The 17,893-nt window shown below is 54.5% G+C and carries 12 protein-coding genes; 8 read left to right on the top strand and 4 right to left on the bottom strand.

Going from position 1 to position 17,893, the window contains the following annotated elements; translation table 11 throughout:
* Nucleotides 1-25: 25 nt before the first annotated feature.
* Nucleotides 26-2,872 (top strand): two-component system sensor histidine kinase RcsC, encoded by a 2,847-nt coding sequence (gene rcsC, locus SIK69_RS12875; protein WP_319786284.1) that lies wholly within the window; start codon nt 26-28, stop codon nt 2,870-2,872.
* A 38-nt stretch (nt 2,873-2,910) separates the two neighbouring features.
* Here the strand turns inward: rcsC and rcsB are convergent, their stop codons facing one another.
* A complete protein-coding gene (gene rcsB, locus SIK69_RS12870; protein ID WP_319628876.1) occupies nt 2,911-3,561 on the bottom strand; it encodes a response regulator transcription factor RcsB in 651 nt (216 codons plus the stop codon).
* A gap of 16 nt (nt 3,562-3,577) precedes the next feature.
* Nucleotides 3,578-6,253 carry a phosphotransferase RcsD gene (gene rcsD / locus SIK69_RS12865; protein ID WP_319786242.1) on the bottom strand — a complete coding sequence of 892 codons (2,676 nt, stop codon included), beginning with the start codon at nt 6,251-6,253 and terminating at the stop codon, nt 3,578-3,580.
* A gap of 726 nt (nt 6,254-6,979) precedes the next feature.
* Here rcsD and SIK69_RS12860 point away from each other — a divergent pair.
* From SIK69_RS12860 to mgtE, 6 genes are all read left to right on the top strand, one after another.
* Complete coding sequence (locus tag SIK69_RS12860) at nt 6,980-8,095, top strand: porin OmpC (RefSeq protein WP_319786241.1); 1,116 nt, start codon at nt 6,980-6,982, stop codon at nt 8,093-8,095.
* A 101-nt stretch (nt 8,096-8,196) separates the two neighbouring features.
* Complete coding sequence (gene apbE / locus SIK69_RS12855) at nt 8,197-9,252, top strand: FAD:protein FMN transferase ApbE (protein ID WP_319628879.1); 1,056 nt, start codon at nt 8,197-8,199, stop codon at nt 9,250-9,252.
* 76 nt (nt 9,253-9,328) lie between these two features.
* On the top strand, nt 9,329-10,390 hold the full coding sequence (gene ada, locus SIK69_RS12850; RefSeq protein WP_319786240.1) for a bifunctional DNA-binding transcriptional regulator/O6-methylguanine-DNA methyltransferase Ada: 1,062 nt from the start codon (nt 9,329-9,331) through the stop codon (nt 10,388-10,390).
* Between the two features lie 2 nt (nt 10,391-10,392).
* Nucleotides 10,393-11,031: a DNA oxidative demethylase AlkB gene (alkB, locus tag SIK69_RS12845; RefSeq protein ID WP_319786239.1), complete on the top strand. Its 639-nt coding sequence runs from the start codon at nt 10,393-10,395 to the stop codon at nt 11,029-11,031.
* An 86-nt stretch (nt 11,032-11,117) separates the two neighbouring features.
* The gene (locus SIK69_RS12840; RefSeq protein ID WP_319786238.1) at nt 11,118-12,761 is read left to right on the top strand and encodes a multidrug ABC transporter permease/ATP-binding protein; all 1,644 of its coding nucleotides are present in this window, start codon (nt 11,118-11,120) and stop codon (nt 12,759-12,761) included.
* Between the two features lie 13 nt (nt 12,762-12,774).
* Complete coding sequence (gene mgtE, locus SIK69_RS12835) at nt 12,775-14,211, top strand: magnesium transporter (RefSeq protein WP_319628883.1); 1,437 nt, start codon at nt 12,775-12,777, stop codon at nt 14,209-14,211.
* Here the strand turns inward: mgtE and SIK69_RS12830 are convergent.
* Nucleotides 14,174-15,421, bottom strand: coding sequence for a SulP family inorganic anion transporter (locus tag SIK69_RS12830; protein ID WP_319628884.1), 1,248 nt, complete (start codon nt 15,419-15,421; stop codon nt 14,174-14,176). The genes mgtE and SIK69_RS12830 overlap by 38 nt on opposite strands.
* A gap of 275 nt (nt 15,422-15,696) precedes the next feature.
* On the opposite strand from SIK69_RS12830, the gene mqo reads away from it, so the two are divergent.
* Nucleotides 15,697-17,352, top strand: a complete 1,656-nt coding sequence (mqo, locus tag SIK69_RS12825; RefSeq protein WP_319786237.1) for a malate dehydrogenase (quinone) — start codon at nt 15,697-15,699, stop codon at nt 17,350-17,352.
* Nucleotides 17,353-17,395: 43 nt separating this feature from the next.
* Here the strand turns inward: mqo and eco are convergent, their stop codons facing one another.
* Nucleotides 17,396-17,887, bottom strand: a complete 492-nt coding sequence (gene eco / locus SIK69_RS12820) for a serine protease inhibitor ecotin (RefSeq protein WP_319786236.1) — start codon at nt 17,885-17,887, stop codon at nt 17,396-17,398.
* Nucleotides 17,888-17,893: the final 6 nt, after the last annotated feature.

Genomic DNA, 17,893 nt, shown 5'->3' with positions numbered 1-17,893 from the left:
CTTTTTGCACGCACACGGCCAAACGTTGAAATACCTTGTCTCCTTTCGCACGACTCTGAAAGTCTCTCGCTATCTTTTTCGGGCGCTGGCGCTGTTGCTCTGGCTGCTTATCGCTTTTGTGTCCGTTTTCTACATCGTCAACGCGCTACATAGCAAAGAAGCGGAGATCCGTCAGGAGTTTAATCTCAGCTACGATCAGGCGCAGCGTTATATTCAGCGTACCTCAGATGTCATGAAAGAGCTGAAGTACATCGCTGAAAATCGGTTGACCGCAGAAAATGGTGTGCTTTCTTCACGCGGGATGAGAGACGAAACCGACGTGCCGGAGTTTGAGCCGCTGTTCCAGGATTCCGACTGCGGCGCGCTGAGCAATTCCTGGCGCGGTTCGCTTGAGTCGATGGCGTGGTTCATGCGCTACTGGCGCGATAATTTCTCGGCGGCTTACGATTTGAATCGGGTTTTCCTGATCGGCAGCGACAATCTGTGCATGGCTAACTTTGGCCTGCGCGACATGCCGATGGAGCGCGACCAGGCGTTGAAAATCCTGCACGAGCGGATCATGAAATACCGCAACGCACCGCAGGATGAACGCGGCAACAATCTGTTCTGGATAAGCCAGGGGCCGCGTCCGGGCGTAGGGTATTTTTATGCCCTGACGCCGGTGTATCTGGCGAATCGTCTGCAGGCGTTGTTGGGCATCGAGCAGACCGTGCGGATGGAGAACTTCTTCACGCCGGGCACGATGCCGATGGGCGTCACCATTCTCGACGAGTCAGGGCAGCCGTTAATTGCGCTCACCGGCGGGGAAAACAAACTTAAGATTGACCCGCAGTGGATGCAGGAGCGCGCGTGGTTTGGCTATACCTCGGGTTTCCGTGAGCTGGTGCTGAAGAAAAGCCTGCCACCGTCCTCCTTGAGCATTGTCTATTCCGTGCCGGTCGATCTGGTGCTGGAACGCATCCGGATGCTTATTCTTAACGCGGTGCTGCTAAACATTCTCAGCGGCGTAGCTCTGTTTACCATGGCGCGCTTGTACGAGCGTCGCATCTTCCTACCTGCGGAAGCGGATGCCCAGCGTCTGGAAGAGCACGAACAGTTTAACCGTAAGATCGTCGCCTCCGCCCCGGTCGGGATTTGTATCCTGCGTACCCAGGATGGGACCAACATTCTGAGTAACGAACTGGCGCACAACTACCTGAATATGCTGACGCATGAAGACCGACAGCGTTTAACGCAAATAATCTGCGGCCAGCAGGTCAACTTCGTCGATGTGCTGACCAGCAACAACACTAATCTGCAAATCAGCTTTGTGCATTCCCGCTACCGGAACGAGAACGTGGCTATCTGCGTGCTGGTGGATGTGTCCTCGCGCGTGAAGATGGAAGAGTCGTTGCAGGACATGGCGCAGGCCGCCGAGCAGGCGAGCCAGTCGAAATCGATGTTCCTGGCGACCGTGAGCCATGAGCTGCGTACCCCGCTGTACGGCATCATTGGTAACCTCGATCTCTTGCAGACCAAAGAGCTGCCGAAGGGCGTCGACAGGCTGGTGACGGCGATGAATAACTCCTCGAGCCTGCTGCTGAAAATCATCAGCGATATTCTCGATTTCTCGAAGATTGAATCTGAACAGCTGAAAATTGAGCCGCGTGAGTTTTCCCCGCGAGAAGTGATGAGCCACATCACCGCCAACTATTTGCCGCTGGTGGTGCGTAAGCAATTGGGACTGTATTGCTTCGTCGAACCCGATGTACCTCAGCAGCTGTCGGGCGATCCGATGCGTCTGCAGCAGGTGATTTCTAACCTACTGAGCAACGCCATCAAATTCACCGATATTGGCTGCATCATTCTGCATCTGCGTCGCGATGATAACTATCTCAGCATCACCGTGCGCGATACCGGCGTGGGGATCCCCGCCAAAGAAGTGGTTCGCCTGTTTGACCCGTTCTTCCAGGTGGGCACGGGCGTGCAGCGTAACTTCCAGGGAACCGGGCTGGGCTTGGCTATCTGCGAGAAGCTGGTCAGCATGATGGACGGCGACATTTCGGTGGAGACCGAGCCGGGGATGGGCAGCCAGTTCACGATCCGGATTCCGCTGTATGGCGCGCAAAATCTGACACCTGCGACCATTGAAGGGCTGGCGGGCAAGCGCTGCTGGTTGGCGGTACGCAATGCGTCGCTGGCACAGTTTATCGAATCGCTGCTGACGCGACACGGCGTGGAGGTGCTGCGCTATGAAGGGCAAACGCCGGACGCAGACGATATGCTCATTTCCGATGATGAGCTTACGCAGCCGTGGGCTGGACGCGGGGCTGTCATTTTCTGCCGTCGCCATATCGGCATTCCGCTGGAGCGCGTGCCGGGCGAGTGGATTCACAGCGTCGCCTCGCCGCATGAATTGCTGGCATTACTGGGTCGCATCTACAGTATTGAAGTCGACAATAGCGATAACCACGGTGCGCTGCCATCGGCAGAAAATACCGCTGCCGCCAATGACGACATGATGATTCTGGTGGTGGACGATCACCCTATCAACCGCCGCCTGTTGGCCGATCAGCTCGGATCGTTGGGTTATCAGTGTAAGACCGCCAACGACGGCGTGGATGCGCTGAACGTGCTGAGTAAGAACCACATTGATATCGTGCTCAGCGACGTCAACATGCCTAACATGGACGGTTATCGCCTGACCCAGCGAATTCGACAGCTTGGCCTGACGCTGCCGGTGGTGGGGGTGACCGCGAATGCGCTGGCAGAAGAGAAACAGCGTTGTATCGAATCAGGGATGGACAGTTGCCTGTCGAAACCGGTGACGCTGGACGTGCTGAAGCAGACGCTGGCGGTGTATGCCGCGCGGGTGAGAAAATCCAGGGAGTAAAATGATTTCCCCCGGCGGCTGCCGGGGGAGTGGACTGCTTAGTCTTTGTCTGACGCGCTCAGCGTGACAGATGAGAGGTAGTTCAGCAGGGCGATATCGTTTTCAACGCCCAGCTTCATCATCGCCGACTTCTTCTGGCTACTGATGGTTTTGATGCTGCGGTTGAGCTTCTTGGCAATTTCGGTTACCAGGAAACCTTCTGCGAACAGACGCAGCACTTCGCTCTCTTTCGGTGACAGACGTTTGTCGCCGTAACCGCCCGCGCTGATTTTTTCCAGCAGGCGAGAAACGCTTTCCGGGGTAAATTTCTTCCCTTTCTGTAAGGCCGCGAGGGCTTTAGGCAGATCGGTTGGCGCACCCTGTTTCAGGACAATCCCTTCAATATCCAGATCCAGTACGGCGCTCAGAATGGCCGGGTTATTGTTCATGGTCAGAACAATAATCGAAATAGCCGGGAAATGACGTTTAATGTATTTGATCAGCGTAATGCCATCACCGTATTTGTCTCCAGGCATGGAGAGGTCGGTGATCAGCACATGGGCGTCAAGTTTTGGCAGATTGTTGATAAGCGCAGTGGAGTCTTCAAATTCGCCGACGACATTCACCCACTCGATTTGCTCAAGTGATTTGCGAATACCGAACAGTACAATCGGATGATCATCGGCAATAATAACGTTCATATTGTTCATGTATTAGGCTACCTTGCTACATCAAGCTTTTGACGTAGGCGTCAATGTCGCTGATATATTTCTCTGTGCCGGGGGCATCCTTCTCACGAATGAGATGCTCCAGCGTTTCACATAACTGCTTGCCGGGTACCAGATTAAGCATGGCAAACACCCCTTTGAGGCGATGCGCCGTCTGCGCCAGCGCGGCAAAATCTTTTGTCGCTGATTCAGTATACAACCGCTTAACATCATCCGGAACCGTATCAACAAACAGCGCATAATAACCGCTGGCATGGAGCTCGGCGTTCTCATTTACACCCGAAGGTGTTCCCAGTAACTCTCCGTGTGCCAGTTGTTCTTCTATAAGTTGCAGCACGGCTTCCTGCATGGCATTACTGATATTGAAGTTGACCCGCAGCTGACCGGGGCCAATTTTACGGACACCGGGCTCATCATCGCTTAAAAGCAAGCCTGGCGCAGTAAGATTAGACGGATTATCTGTCAAAAACAGATCATATTCTTGACTTGTAAGGCGCTCATCCGGGGAAATACAGCTCGCACCCCAGTTTTCCAGTTGTCTGACCACGACGCTGCGCACTTCGCTGGAGGTAATGTCTATCATCGCGACCACCTCATCAAGCAGCTTCTCTTCCGCCTCGACTTCCTCCTCCCGTGGTGCCATTTTGACATGCAGCGAGTAACGGGTCCCCAGGGATTCGCGGGCTTTAATGTTCAGATGACCACCGAGCTTACGCGCCAGCTGATCGCTCAGCCAGAAGGTGAGGGCATTGGCTTTACCAAATCGGTCCTCTTGGGTCTCGTTGAGGAACGGGAAATGCAGATTGTCGATTTCGCTGTTCGATACGCCGTTACCGGTATCCAGAATGCGGAAGGTCAACCTGTCTTCAGCAGATTCATCTTCGGACACCTCAAGCGTGATTTTACCAATCTGGGTGGTGGTTACGGAGTACTGGATCAGCAGCAGCAGGATGCGTTTCAGCGCTTCACGATCGCCATGACGCTGCTCGCTGGCTGCCAGATGGTTGTTGATGAGCAGCTGTAATCCTTTGCGTTTAATAACCGGCAACACTTCCGGCACCACTTCGTCAATTAAATCCTGGATAGAGAACAGGGCCGAAGTCCCTTTCCAGCCGTCGCCTTCCAGCATATTTGCCAACTGGATTTCATCAATCAGACGCACGAGGGTATCAGCGTGCTGGGCGAGTCGTTGATGCTCGACACCCGGCAGTGAGGCGGCTTCTTCTGCCAGTGTGATGGCCGGTTGTTTCAGCGCATCACCCATATTTTTCATTAACGCGATACGACCCTGCTGGTTTTTCTCGTACAGACGCTGCGCCTGTTTGAGTTTTTTGTTCACCAGTACTTCTTTATCCTGGTCGCGAATAATGAAAATTTGGGTGCGTGGGGCCACCTGGCTGCGGAACTGTCGTATTTCGTAAAGTTCATTATTAATGGTCGCCTGAATGACGCCCTGATGCTGGTCCGCCATGCTGGTGATGTTTTGCAAATTCAGGTGCGGGAGCAGGTGGTCAGCGATTTTGTTGCTGATAACGGTGCGATTAGATTCCTGGTCATGTACCAGCAGTCCAAGCGGCAGGACCGAGACAATCTCTTCATTAATTGCTTTCAGCGCGCGCAGTTCGTTGTTCGCCGATGCCGGTGAGGCGATATCGGTCTGACGACGACCGGAATAATGACGGAAGGTGTTATAGCCAAACAGCGCCAGCGCCAGCAGACCAATGTTGAGCAGCAGCGGTAGCAAAATGTTCTGTAGCGTATCAAGTAGCAGCGAACCGAACGGCACTTGCCACACCAGGCGCATCCCCGTCGAATTTAACGAAGACGCAATCTCAATACGCGAGCTGTTGAAATTGATACTCACGCTGTCGGCAGCTTCTTTATCCTGGCTGCGCAGATTCTTTTGCGACGGGTCTGGCTCCAGGCGGAAGCTATCAAGCGTCATGCCCGGTGGAATGAGATCGTTAATCGGTAAGTCGAAGGCCACCACGGTAGCCAGATGGCCCGGCTGATTAAAGGTGGTACGCAGGGTAAAGTAATGCCCGTTCTGCCAGGCGAGTCGGCGCAGGGAAGAAAAGGTTTCGCGTTCATCCAGCGTATTGGCCTGCTGGAGCATTTCTGCCCGGCGGGAATCGACAATGCTGCCCACGCTCGACTCTTTGAATCCAGCGGATAAATCTTTTAGCGGCAGGGTAGAGATAAGGATCAGGCTGTTGTCCTGACCATTAAGGTAGTACATCGACCACGGAACGGTTTCGGCACCCCATAGCGTATCGAGATAGTTCGACATTTTCTGCGTCATGTCGAGCGTCGCCCCATCGTGGGAGCCGAAGATCAGCGCTTCTGTTTTACGGCGCGGTTTTTCCAGGTAGTAAACATCCTGCTTCAGACGCGTTTCCTGTAAGCCGTCGCCGCCAGACGACGCGGTGGCCGACGCAGCGATGTTGTCATAAATCTGCCAGGTAGCGTAGCGCCAGGTGTCGATGCGTTTGTGGATAGCATGGGTCATATCGACTATCTGATAGCTTTTGTCCTTAAGCCAGGCGTTCACTGCGCTTTGGATCATTACCCCCATCGTGACTAAGAGCACCACGATTAGCAGCAGAAAGAAACGGTTAATGCTCCCAGGGATAAGGGAAAACTTGGTTGAGAAAGTCGTGTCGGAATGACTCATTCGTGTGTGTAATCCAGTTTGTCAAGGCTACGCCAGCAGGCAGTATAAAGGGTAATGCGCTAATTTCCACATTATCGGGGCCTTTGCTGCCTTTCTGAGCAATCTCCACACAGGCTACACAAAGATGTACATGGTTACATTTTCTGTACAAATATTTACGCCAGACAGCGTGAGAATAGCACGAAATAACAAGAGATTATTGGATTAGTAGTACGTTCAGGGGGTTTTGCCAGTCAGGATGATTAATTAATAGTCATTATAATTTCAGGAGGGTAGTACAAAACTAATTCTGTTACGTAAAGAAAGGTAAAAAAAAACCGGATGCGAAGCACCCGGTAGAAATATGAGTAAACAGACATTCAGAACTGAATGACGGTAATAAATAAAGTTAATGATGATAGCGCTGATTATTTTAGAGATTGTCGACGATTTTGTTTTGTCATTCAGTGCTATACCAAAACACGATGGCACGTCATTGATTTAATTGTGTTTTTTATTATTTTTGATTTTTGGTGCTATATTTTTAAGCTTTTCGTGGCATGAAAAAGTTCCACTGAATTTACATGTTGAAACATCTTGTGCGTAATTTGAAACATCTTAAAAGTTCTCGTATCATTTTCTTGTTGGATATTTCTGGATTTTGCAGCACAATGGGTTTGCCGACTGATTGAGGGTTAATCAGTAAGCAGTGGCATATAAAAAGGCATATAACAGAGGGTTAATAACATGAAAGTTAAAGTACTGTCCCTCCTGGTACCAGCTCTGCTGGTAGCAGGCGCAGCAAATGCGGCTGAAATTTATAACAAAGACGGCAACAAATTAGATCTGTACGGTAAAGTAGACGGCCTGCACTATTTCTCTGATGACAAAGGCGCAGACGGCGACCAGTCCTACATTCGTCTGGGCTTCAAAGGCGAAACTCAGGTTAATGACCAAATCACCGGTTACGGCCAGTGGGAATACAACGTTCAGGCGAACAACGTAGAAGGTTCTTCCGATCAGGCTTGGACCCGTGTGGCTTTCGCAGGTATCCGTGTTAAAGACGCAGGTTCTTTCGACTACGGTCGTAACTACGGCGTTGTTTACGATGTAACTTCCTGGACTGACGTTCTGCCAGAATTCGGCGGCGACACCTACGGTTCTGACAACTTCATGCAGCAGCGTGGTAACGGTTACGCGACCTACCGTAACACCGACTTCTTCGGTCTGGTTGATGGCCTGAACTTTGCTATCCAGTACCAGGGTAAAAACGGTAGCACAAGCGGCGAAGGCGCAACTGCCAACGGCCGTGGCGCTCTGAAACAGAACGGCGACGGCGTCGGCGGTTCTGTAACTTACGATCTGGGCGAAGGCTTCGGTATCGGTGGTGCAGTATCCAGCTCCAAACGTACTACCGCTCAGAACGACGCATTTACTGGCGCAAATGGCATTGTTTATGGTGAAGGCGATCGCGCTGAAACCTACACCGGTGGCCTGAAATACGACGCGAACAACGTCTACCTGGCAACTCAGTACACCCAGACTTACAATGCAACCCGCATCGGTTCTCTGGGCTGGGCTAACAAAGCTCAGAACTTCGAAGTGGTTGCCCAGTACCAGTTCGACTTCGGTCTGCGTCCGTCCGTTTCTTACCTGCAGTCTAAAGGTAAGGATATCGAGAACGGTTACGGCGACCAGGACATCCTGAAATATGTTGATGTTGGCGCGACTTACTACTTCAACAAAAACATGTCTACCTACGTTGATTACAAAATCAACCTGCTGGACGAAAACAACTTCACCCGTAACGCTGGCATCTCTACCGATGACATCGTAGCACTGGGTCTGGTTTACCAGTTCTAATCGACTGTTAAGCTGAAAAAAGGGTCCTTCGGGACCCTTTTTTTATCCCCTGTTTACGTTGATTGGTGTACCCTTGCGCGCAAACATGAGGGGCATTATTTATGGATATCAATTTCTTCCGCGCGGCACTGATGGCCGTCGCTCTCGTCATTTCTGGCTGCGATAACAGCACACCCACTCCCACCGCGCAAAAAGCGCCCGTCACCGTGCTTGAAGGCAAGACGATGGGGACGTTCTGGCGCGTTAGCGTCATTAATCTGGATAACGACAAAGCCAGCGCCCTGCGCCAGAAAGTACAAAGCCAGCTGGACGGGGACGATCAGCTGCTCTCCACGTGGAAAAATGATTCCGCGTTGATGCGTTTCAACCGTGCGACCAGTACCGCGCCGTGGCCGGTCAGCGAAGCGATGGCGGATATCGTCACCGAATCGTTACGTATCGGGGCGAAAACGCAGGGGGCGATGGACATCACCGTTGGCCCGCTGGTCAATTTATGGGGATTCGGCCCGGATAAACAGCCGGTAAAAACCCCGACTCAGACGCAGATCGATCAGGCCAAAGCTCGCACCGGGCTGCAACATCTGCGGGTGATTAACCAGTCCGGCAGCCAGTATCTGCAAAAAGATCTGCCCGATCTGTACGTCGATCTCTCTACCGTCGGGGAAGGTTATGCCGCCGATCATCTGGCGCGCTTAATGGAGCAGGAAGGGATTGCCCGCTATCTGGTTTCGGTAGGCGGCGCGCTGGCAAGCCGTGGCATGAATGCCGATGGACAACCATGGCGCGTGGCAATTCAGAAGCCGACCGACAAGGAAAATGCGGTACAGGCGATTGTGGATATCAACGGCCACGGCATCAGCACCTCGGGCAGCTATCGCAACTATTACGAGCTGGACGGGAAGCGTATTTCCCACGTTATCGATCCGCAAACCGGGACGCCTATCCAGCATAAACTGGTGTCGGTGACGGTCATCTCCCCGACGGCGCTGGAAGCGGACGGCTGGGATACCGGACTGATGGTATTAGGCCCGGAGAAGGCAAAAGAAGTGGTGCGTGAGCAGGGGCTGGCGGTGTACATGATAATCAAAGACGGCGAAGGTTTTAAAACCTGGATGTCACCGCAGTTCGAAACCTTCCTGGTGAACGGAAAAAATTAAAAAGCAAGAATGGCGGTTTTTTTAGCTGCCTTCTGCGCCAGACTCAGGCTACCCTAAATACAGAGCCGGAGTGTGTATGAAACCTAATCCCACCCTACATGACGAGTCCCGCTGGCAGGCGGTGCTCGACAGAGATGCCCATGCCGACGGTCAGTTCGTTTTTGCGGTGCTGACCACTGGCATTTTTTGCCGCCCGTCTTGTCGGGCGCGCCACGCCCTGCGTCAGAATGTCCGCTTTTATGCCGATGCCAGCGCCGCCCAGGCCGCGGGTTTTCGTCCCTGCAAACGCTGTCAGCCGGATAAAGCCGACCCACAGCAACAACGCATCGATAAAGTCACCGAAGCCTGCCGTCTGCTCGAGCAGGAACGTACCCTGACGCTGGACGAACTGGCGCAGGCGGTGGCGGTCAGTCCGTATCATTTCCATCGCTTATTCAAATCCGTAGCCGGGATGACGCCCCGCGCCTGGCAGCAGGCCTGGCGTGCCCGTAAGCTGCGGGAGACGCTGGCCGCCAGTGAAACGGTAACCAATGCGGTGCTGGCTGCCGGTTTTCCTGCCAGCAGTAGCTATTATCGTCAGGCGGACAGCACGCTGGGCATGACTGCCAGACAGTATCGTCGCGGGGGGGATACCCAGCGGGTGCGGTTCACCCTGCAATCCTGCGTGCTCGGGCGCTGTCTGGTGGCAGCCAGCTCCCGTGGGATTTGCGCTGTGTTACCGGGCGATAGTGATGCGGCGCTGATCGCTGAGCTGGCGCAGATTTTCCCCAACGCGCAGCGTGAAGAAGCGGATCACGCGTTCCAACAGCAGGTGGCGCAGGTGATTGCATTGCTGGACGGGCGGCGCTCGACCCTGCAACTACCGCTGGATATTCGCGGCACGGCCTTTCAGCAACAGGTCTGGCAGGCGCTGCGTGATATTCCTGCCGGGGAAACGCGTAGCTATCAGCAGGTGGCAGACAGTATCCATAAACCCAACGCAGCCCGCGCGGTGGCCAATGCCTGCGCGGCCAATACCCTGGCGCTGGTAATCCCGTGTCATCGGGTGGTCCGGCAAAGTGGGGCGCTGTCGGGCTATCGCTGGGGCGAGGCGCGTAAAGCCGAATTGCTCAAGCGCGAAGCGAAACAGGAACCTTAACGATGCTCGATTTATTTGCTGATACGCCGCCCTGGCAGGAACCGTTGGGGCCAGGGGCGACTATCCTTCGTCGACGTGCGCTGGCCGAAGCCGATGCTCTGTTGTCCGGCATTGCAAGCGTGTCAGCGCAATCGCCGTTTCGCCAGATGGTCACCCCCGGCGGTTATACCATGTCGGTGGCGATGACCAACTGCGGGACGGTGGGCTGGACAACCGATATGCACGGCTATCTGTATGCCGGAGTCGATCCGCATACCGGGCAGCACTGGCCGCCGATGCCGCCGGCCTTTTTGCCGTTCGCCCAGGCCTGTGCCCGTGAAGCTGGATACGACCATTTTCAACCTGACGCATGCCTGATTAACCGTTATGCGCCGGGCGCGAAGCTGTCGCTGCATCAGGACAAAGACGAAAAAGCGCTGCGGGAACCGATTGTCTCCGTGTCACTTGGGCTTCCGGCAGTGTTCCAGTTCGGTGGTCTGAAACGTAACGATCCGCTGCAACGGGTGCTACTGGAACACGGCGACGTGGTGGTATGGGGCGGTGAATCCCGACTGTACTATCACGGCATTCAGCCGCTGAAAGAGGGGCATCATCCGGTGACCGGTGCCTTTCGCTACAACCTGACTTTCCGTCACACCTGAAACAGCAATAAAAATAAGAATTATTCTTGATGTAGCGCCCGAGCCGTTTAAACTGCTGGCTGTTTTGGCTGTCCGGAATGATTTGTATGCAACTTCTTCTTCTGGTCTGGCGGCAGTACCGCTGGCCCTTTATCGCCGTGATGGCGCTGAGTCTGCTGAGCGCCGCGCTTGGCATTGGCCTGATCACCTTCATTAATATGCGCCTGATTGAAAGCGTCGATGTTTCGCTGGCGGTGTTGCCGGAATTCCTCGGCCTGCTGCTGCTGCTGATGGCGGTTACCCTGGGTTCCCAGCTGGCGCTGACCATTCTCGGCCACCACTTCGTCTATCGCCTGCGCAGCGAATTTATCAAACGGATCCTCGACACCCACATTGAGCAGGTGGAAAAGTTGGGCAGTGCCGCACTGCTCGCCGGATTGACTAGCGACATTCGGAACATCACCATCGCCTTCGTGCGTTTGCCAGAACTGGTGCAGGGCATCATTCTGACCTTTGGTTCAGCGGCATATCTGTTTTTCCTGTCGGGCAAAATGCTGGTGATCACCGCCCTGTGGATGGCGTTGACCATTTGGGGCGGTTTTGTGCTGGTGGCGCGAGTGTATAAACACATGGCGACCCTGCGCGAAACGGAAGATAAGCTGTATCACGATTACCAGACGGTGCTGGAAGGGCGTAAAGAACTTACCCTCAACCGCGAGCGTGCGGAGCATATCTTCAATAACCTGTACATTCCGGATGCCAAAGAGTATCGCCATCACATCGTTCGGGCGGATACCTATCATCTCAGTGCGGTGAACTGGTCGAACATTATGATGCTCGGGGCGATTGGCCTGGTCTTCTGGATGGCAAACAGTCTCGGCTGGGCGGATACTAACGTCGCGGCGACGTATTCCCTGACGCTGTTGTTCCTGCGCACGCCGCTACTCTCTGCCGTGGGTGCACTGCCGACGCTGCTCAGCGCACAGGTGGCGTTCAACAAACTCAATACATTTTCACTTGCGCCGTACCGCGCGGCATTTCCAAAGCCGGAAGCGCATCCGCACTGGCAAACTCTGGAACTGCGCGACGTAGAATTCCACTATCAGGATAAAACGTTCGCCGTCGGGCCTATCAATCTGACCCTCAAACGTGGGGAACTGGTGTTCCTGATTGGCGGCAACGGCAGCGGGAAATCGACCCTGGCGATGCTGCTTACCGGGCTGTATCAGCCCGTTTCCGGACAAATCCTCCTTGACGGACAACCGTTGTCAGTGGAAAAACCGGAAGATTATCGTAAGCTTTTCTCGGCGGTGTTTACCGATGTCTGGCTGTTTGACCGACTGCTGGGGCCGGAAGGGCAGCAGGCGAAGCCGGAGCTGATTGCCAAATGGCTTGAACACCTGAAGATGGGTCACAAGCTGCAGTTGGATAACGGTAAAATTCTCGACCTCAAGCTGTCGAAAGGGCAGAAAAAACGTGTGGCGCTGCTGTTGGCGCTGGCGGAAGAGCGAGACATTATTTTGCTCGATGAGTGGGCTGCCGATCAGGACCCGCATTTCCGTCGCGAGTTTTATCAGGTGCTACTGCCGCTGATGCAGGAGATGGGCAAAACCGTCTTCGCCATCAGCCACGATGACCATTACTTCATTCACGCCGATCGCCTGCTGGAAATGCGCAACGGCAAGCTCAGCGAGCTAACAGGCGACGAGCGCGATGCGGCTTCCCGCGACGCGGTGGCCCGTACTGCCTAAGGATTGCCAACCGATGTCCGTGTTTCATAAAAACAGCGCCAAATTACGCGACCAGGAACGTGCGCGCCTAATCTGGCTCTTGACCACCGATAAAGCCATTACCTCGGCGTTGACCAACAAACTGACCCTGGTCGAACAATATGACGCGGGGAAGCTGGCGGATGACATCGCGGAAGTCGGCGCGCTAGTGGCGCATCTGCCCGCGCCCGATCTGGCCGATACCCTCGAGGCGCTGCCTTCCGATGCACGCCATGCGCTCTGGGGCCTGGTGGAAGACAGCAAACGCGGCAACGTGTTGCTGGAGGCCTCGGAAAGCGTCTATGAAGATTTGATTGAGGGCATGAGTGACAAAGCGCTGTTGGATGCGCTCGATACCCTCGATATTGATGAAAAAATCTATCTGGTTCAGCATCTTCCTCGTAACCTGACCGGTCGGCTGCTGGCCACCCTTCCGGCGGAAGAACGCGCCCGCGTCCGTCAGGTGATGAATTACGCCCCTGATAGCGTGGGGGCGATCATGGAGTTCGAGGTGATCGTCATTCGCCCGGACGTCACGCTCGGGGCGGTACAACGCTATCTGCGGCGGCTGGGGAAAATGCCGGGCAACACCGACAAACTGTTTGTCACCACCCGCGATAAAACGCTGCTGGGTGAACTGGCGTTGCAAACCATTCTGCTCAACCCGGCACAGCGCCGGGTTAACGAGGTGATGGAGGCGGAGCCGGTCACCTTCCACCCTGAAGAAGATGCGGAAAAAGTTGCGCGTACCTTTGAACGTGACGACTTACTCAGCGCCCCGGTGATAGATGCCGAAGGCAAACTGCTCGGGCGTCTGACCATCGATGAGATTGTTGATGTGGTCTACGAAGAGACCGATAACGACATTCGCCAGATGAGTGGCTTGAGCAACGAGCAGGATGTCTTCGCCCCGGTCAGCAAAGCGGTAAAAACACGCTGGGGCTGGCTGGCGGTCAATCTTTGCACCGCGTTTATTGCTTCCCGGGTGATTGATGGCTTCGAGCACACCATTTCACAGTTGGTGGCGCTGGCCTCGCTGATGCCCATTGTCGCGGGGATCGGCGGTAATACTGGCAATCAGACCATTACCATGATCGTCCGTGCCCTGGCGCTGCAGCATATTCAGCCGGGTAACTTCTCGTTCCTGATCTTACGTGAAATGGGCGTGGCGCTGATTAACGGCCTGGTATGGGGCGGGATTATGGGCGGCGTGACCTGGTGGCTGTATGACGATCCGCACCTTGGCGGGGTGATGATGCTGGCGATGGTGCTCAACCTGCTGGTGGCATCGCTGATGGGGGTGCTGATCCCGATGATCATGACCAAGTTAGGACGCGATCCGGCAGTCGGTTCTAGCGTGATGATTACCGCCATCACCGACACCGGCGGATTCTTTATTTTTCTGGGTCTGGCGACGATATTTCTGCTTTAGCCGCGTGATGGCGGCGAATGCGTTTTGGAATAAGCACCAGGGCAACAACCCCGGCCAGCACCCCAATCGCCAGATTCCCCGTACTGACAGTGGCAACCACCGTCACCAGCATGACCAGCGTGACCGACCACGGCGTCTGTTTTAGCGTCGTGGGTTGAACGCTATGCCAGCTAAAGGTTTTCACCGCCACAATCGCCATGATCCCGGCCAGTACCGCCATCGGAATTTTGGCCATCACGTTACTCAGCCCGGTTACCAGCAGTAACAGCACCAGTCCGGCCACCAGGGTGGAAACACGACTGCGGCCTTTACCCATCTCAACGTTAACGATGGTCTGACCGATCATCGCGCATCCGGCAATCCCGCCGTAGAAACCCGAAAGTATGTTGGCGATACCGAGCCCGGCGCTTTCCCGCGCTTTATTCGATGGCGTGACGGTGAGATCATCCACCAGTTTTGCCGTCAGCAGCGATTCCATCAGCCCGACGAAAGCGATGCTTAACGCGCAGGGCCAGATGATTTGCAATGTTTCCAGATTGAGCGGCACCAGCAGCTGGGTGAAGCCCGGTAAACCGCCGGTCATCGACCCTTCGTCGCCGACGGTTGGAAGGATTTGTCCGCTGAACACGGTGTACAGCGTCAGTAGCACGATAGCAATCAACGGAGAAGGAATGCTCTTAATCACCCTCGGCACCCACAGGACAATCAGCAGCGTGGCGGCAAACAGCGCCAGAATAAGTGGGTTTTTACTCCAGAAATGCGGTACCTGAGCGAAGAAAATCAGGATCCCCAGAGCGTTTACAAATCCGGTCATTACTGCCTGAGGGATGAAACGCATCAGCTTCGCCATGCCGAAGACGCCAAAAGCTATCTGGATGACGCCCGCCATCACCACCGCAGGCAGGATATACGCCACCCCGTGCTGATGCACCATTGGGCCAATCACCAGCGCCACCGAGCCCGCTGCCGCCGTGACCATCGCCGGACGCCCGCCTAAAACCGACATCGCCAGACACAGCACCACCGAGGCAATCAGGCTGACCTTAGGGTCTACGCCTGCGATCACCGAAAAGGAAATCACTTCCGGAATGAGCGCCAGCGCGGTAATCACGCCTGCCAGCGATTCACGCAGCAAAAGGGCGGGGGAACGCACAATGGTCGCAAGTGTGCCTTGTTCAGCATTATTTAAGGTCGAAGAGGTATCAGGCATAGAAAGAGTCAGGTTATAGATGACCGGTTTACGATAAGGCGCGTGATGTGCGTCGCGTCACAAAACGGGCGATATTACCGCGTTGCGTCACATTTCGCCAGTACCAATACTCATTTACGTGACACAATTATTAAACATTTTTATAACAGTTATCAAAACAGAACTTAAACTTTAAACAATATTTAAATCTTTCACCGTCAGTGATAACGTGGATTTCCCCGAATCGTTTCACCTGCGCTAAAACAAAAAACGCGAGTACAGTAAGGCTCATTACGATGACTAAAAAGATGGCCGTACGCAGCTCACAGGCGGTTGGTTTGCATGCTGAACCTCTGGCAGACCACTCCAACTCCCGTAACGAGCATGAGACGGATGTATTGTTGATCGGCGGTGGCATCATGAGCGCCACGCTGGGAACCTGGCTTCAGGAACTGGAGCCAGACTGGTCTATTACCCTGGTCGAACGTATGGAGAGCGTCGCCGAGGAAAGCTCCAACGGCTGGAACAACGCGGGTACCGGCCATGCCGCCCTGATGGAACTGAACTACACCCCGCAAAAGGCGGACGGTTCTGTCAGCATCGACAAAGCTATCGAGATTAATGAAGCCTTTCAGATCTCGCGCCAGTTCTGGGCGCATCAGGTCACTCGCGGCGTATTGCAACAGCCGAAAACCTTCATCAACACCGTGCCGCACATGAGCTTTGTGTGGGGCGAAGATAACGTCAATTTCCTGCGCGCCCGCTATGCCGCACTTCAGCAAAACTCGCTGTTCCAGGGAATGCGTTACTCCGAAGATCTTGAGCAAATCAAAAAGTGGGCACCGCTGGTGATGGAAGGCCGTGACCCGCGGCAGAAAGTGGCCGCGACGCGCACCGAAATTGGCACCGACGTCAACTACGGGGAAATCACCCGCCAACTGATTGCGGGCCTGCGCCGCCACGACAATTTCTCATTACAGCTCAATACCGTGGTGCGCCGCTTCAAACGTAATGCCGATAATAGCTGGACGGTGACGGTTAGTGACGCTAATGACCGCAAAATTCGCCGCACCATCCGGGCGAAATTTATCTTCATCGGCGCAGGCGGCGCGGCGCTGAAACTGCTGCAACAGACCGGCATTCCACAGGCCAAAGAGTACGCCGGATTCCCGGTAGGTGGTCAGTTCCTGGTGTGTGAAAACCCGGACGTGGTCAATCACCATCTGGCGAAAGTATACGGCCAGGCGTCGGTCGGTGCGCCACCGATGTCTGTCCCGCATATCGACACCCGTATTATCGACGGGAAACGCGCGGTACTGTTCGGACCCTTTGCGACGTTTTCCACTAAATTCCTGAAAAATGGTTCGCTGTGGGACCTTTTAGGTTCAACCCATAAATCGAATATCTTGCCGATGATTAACGTGGGTCTCGATAACTTCGATTTGGTGAAGTATCTGGTCGGTCAGGTGATGCAGAAAGATAAAGACCGTCTGGCGGCGTTGCAGGAATACTATCCGTTGGCGAAGAAAGGCGACTGGCGGCTGTGGCAGGCCGGGCAACGAGTACAGATTATCAAGCGCGATGCGAACAAAGGCGGCGTATTGCGCCTGGGCACCGAAGTGGTGAGCGATGATGAAGGCACTGTGGCGGCGCTGCTCGGCGCATCACCGGGGGCATCTACGGCGGCCCCTATCATGCTGCATTTGCTGGAGCAGGTCTTTAAAGAGAAGGTGACCAGCGCGGCGTGGCAGGAAAAACTGCGCTCGGTGGTGCCGACTTACGGCAGCCGTCTGAGCGGTGACCCGCAGGCGATTCAGCAGACGCTGGCGCATACCAGCGAAGTGTTAGGTCTGCGTTACGAGGCTGAAACCCCAGTCGACCCGGTTCCTGCGCCTCAGTTCACGGCCACCCCGCGAATGGAACTCAAACCTGTGGCAGACATCGCCCTGTAATGATAAAAAAGTCCCGGTCTACGGGACTTTTTTGTCTTCAGGCTTAGCGTTTTTCGGCATTCTGCACGGTATCTTCCGCTTTCCAGATTCGGTATTTGACGTCGACATTTTCCGGGGTATAAACCACAATCGGCAGCTTGCTGTTGTAGCGTACCATCGCATCGTCGCCAAGATATGCCGTCACAAACTTCTCTGTTTTTTTGCCGTCCGGGCAGGCCATCATGGTCGACATTGGCGAAGTCACTTTGTCGAATACGTAGTAGTCGTAGCCCCAACCTTCAAGCGTTTTGCTCTCCAGCTCGCCACCCAGGCGGTGCTGATTACAGTCGACTTCCAGCGTTTGACCGATCAGTAGTTCCACTTTGTAACCAGACTCGTCTTTCTGCTCCGGTAGCGTAATGACCTGACGCTTCATGCCTTTTTCCGCCTGTGGATATGGCGCGACTTTTTCCAGTGGGGTATTGGCCGCAAAGGCGTTAGCGGACACACACGCCAGGGAGAATACGGCGGCGGCAAGTTTGGATGCGTTTTTCACTGTTAA

The sequence above is a fragment of the Scandinavium lactucae genome (assembly GCF_033843265.1).
In the GTDB taxonomy this organism is placed as follows: domain Bacteria; phylum Pseudomonadota; class Gammaproteobacteria; order Enterobacterales; family Enterobacteriaceae; genus Scandinavium; species Scandinavium lactucae.
The sequence above is the reverse complement of the archived record's forward strand: the minus strand, read 5'-3'. Positions and strand labels throughout refer to the sequence as shown.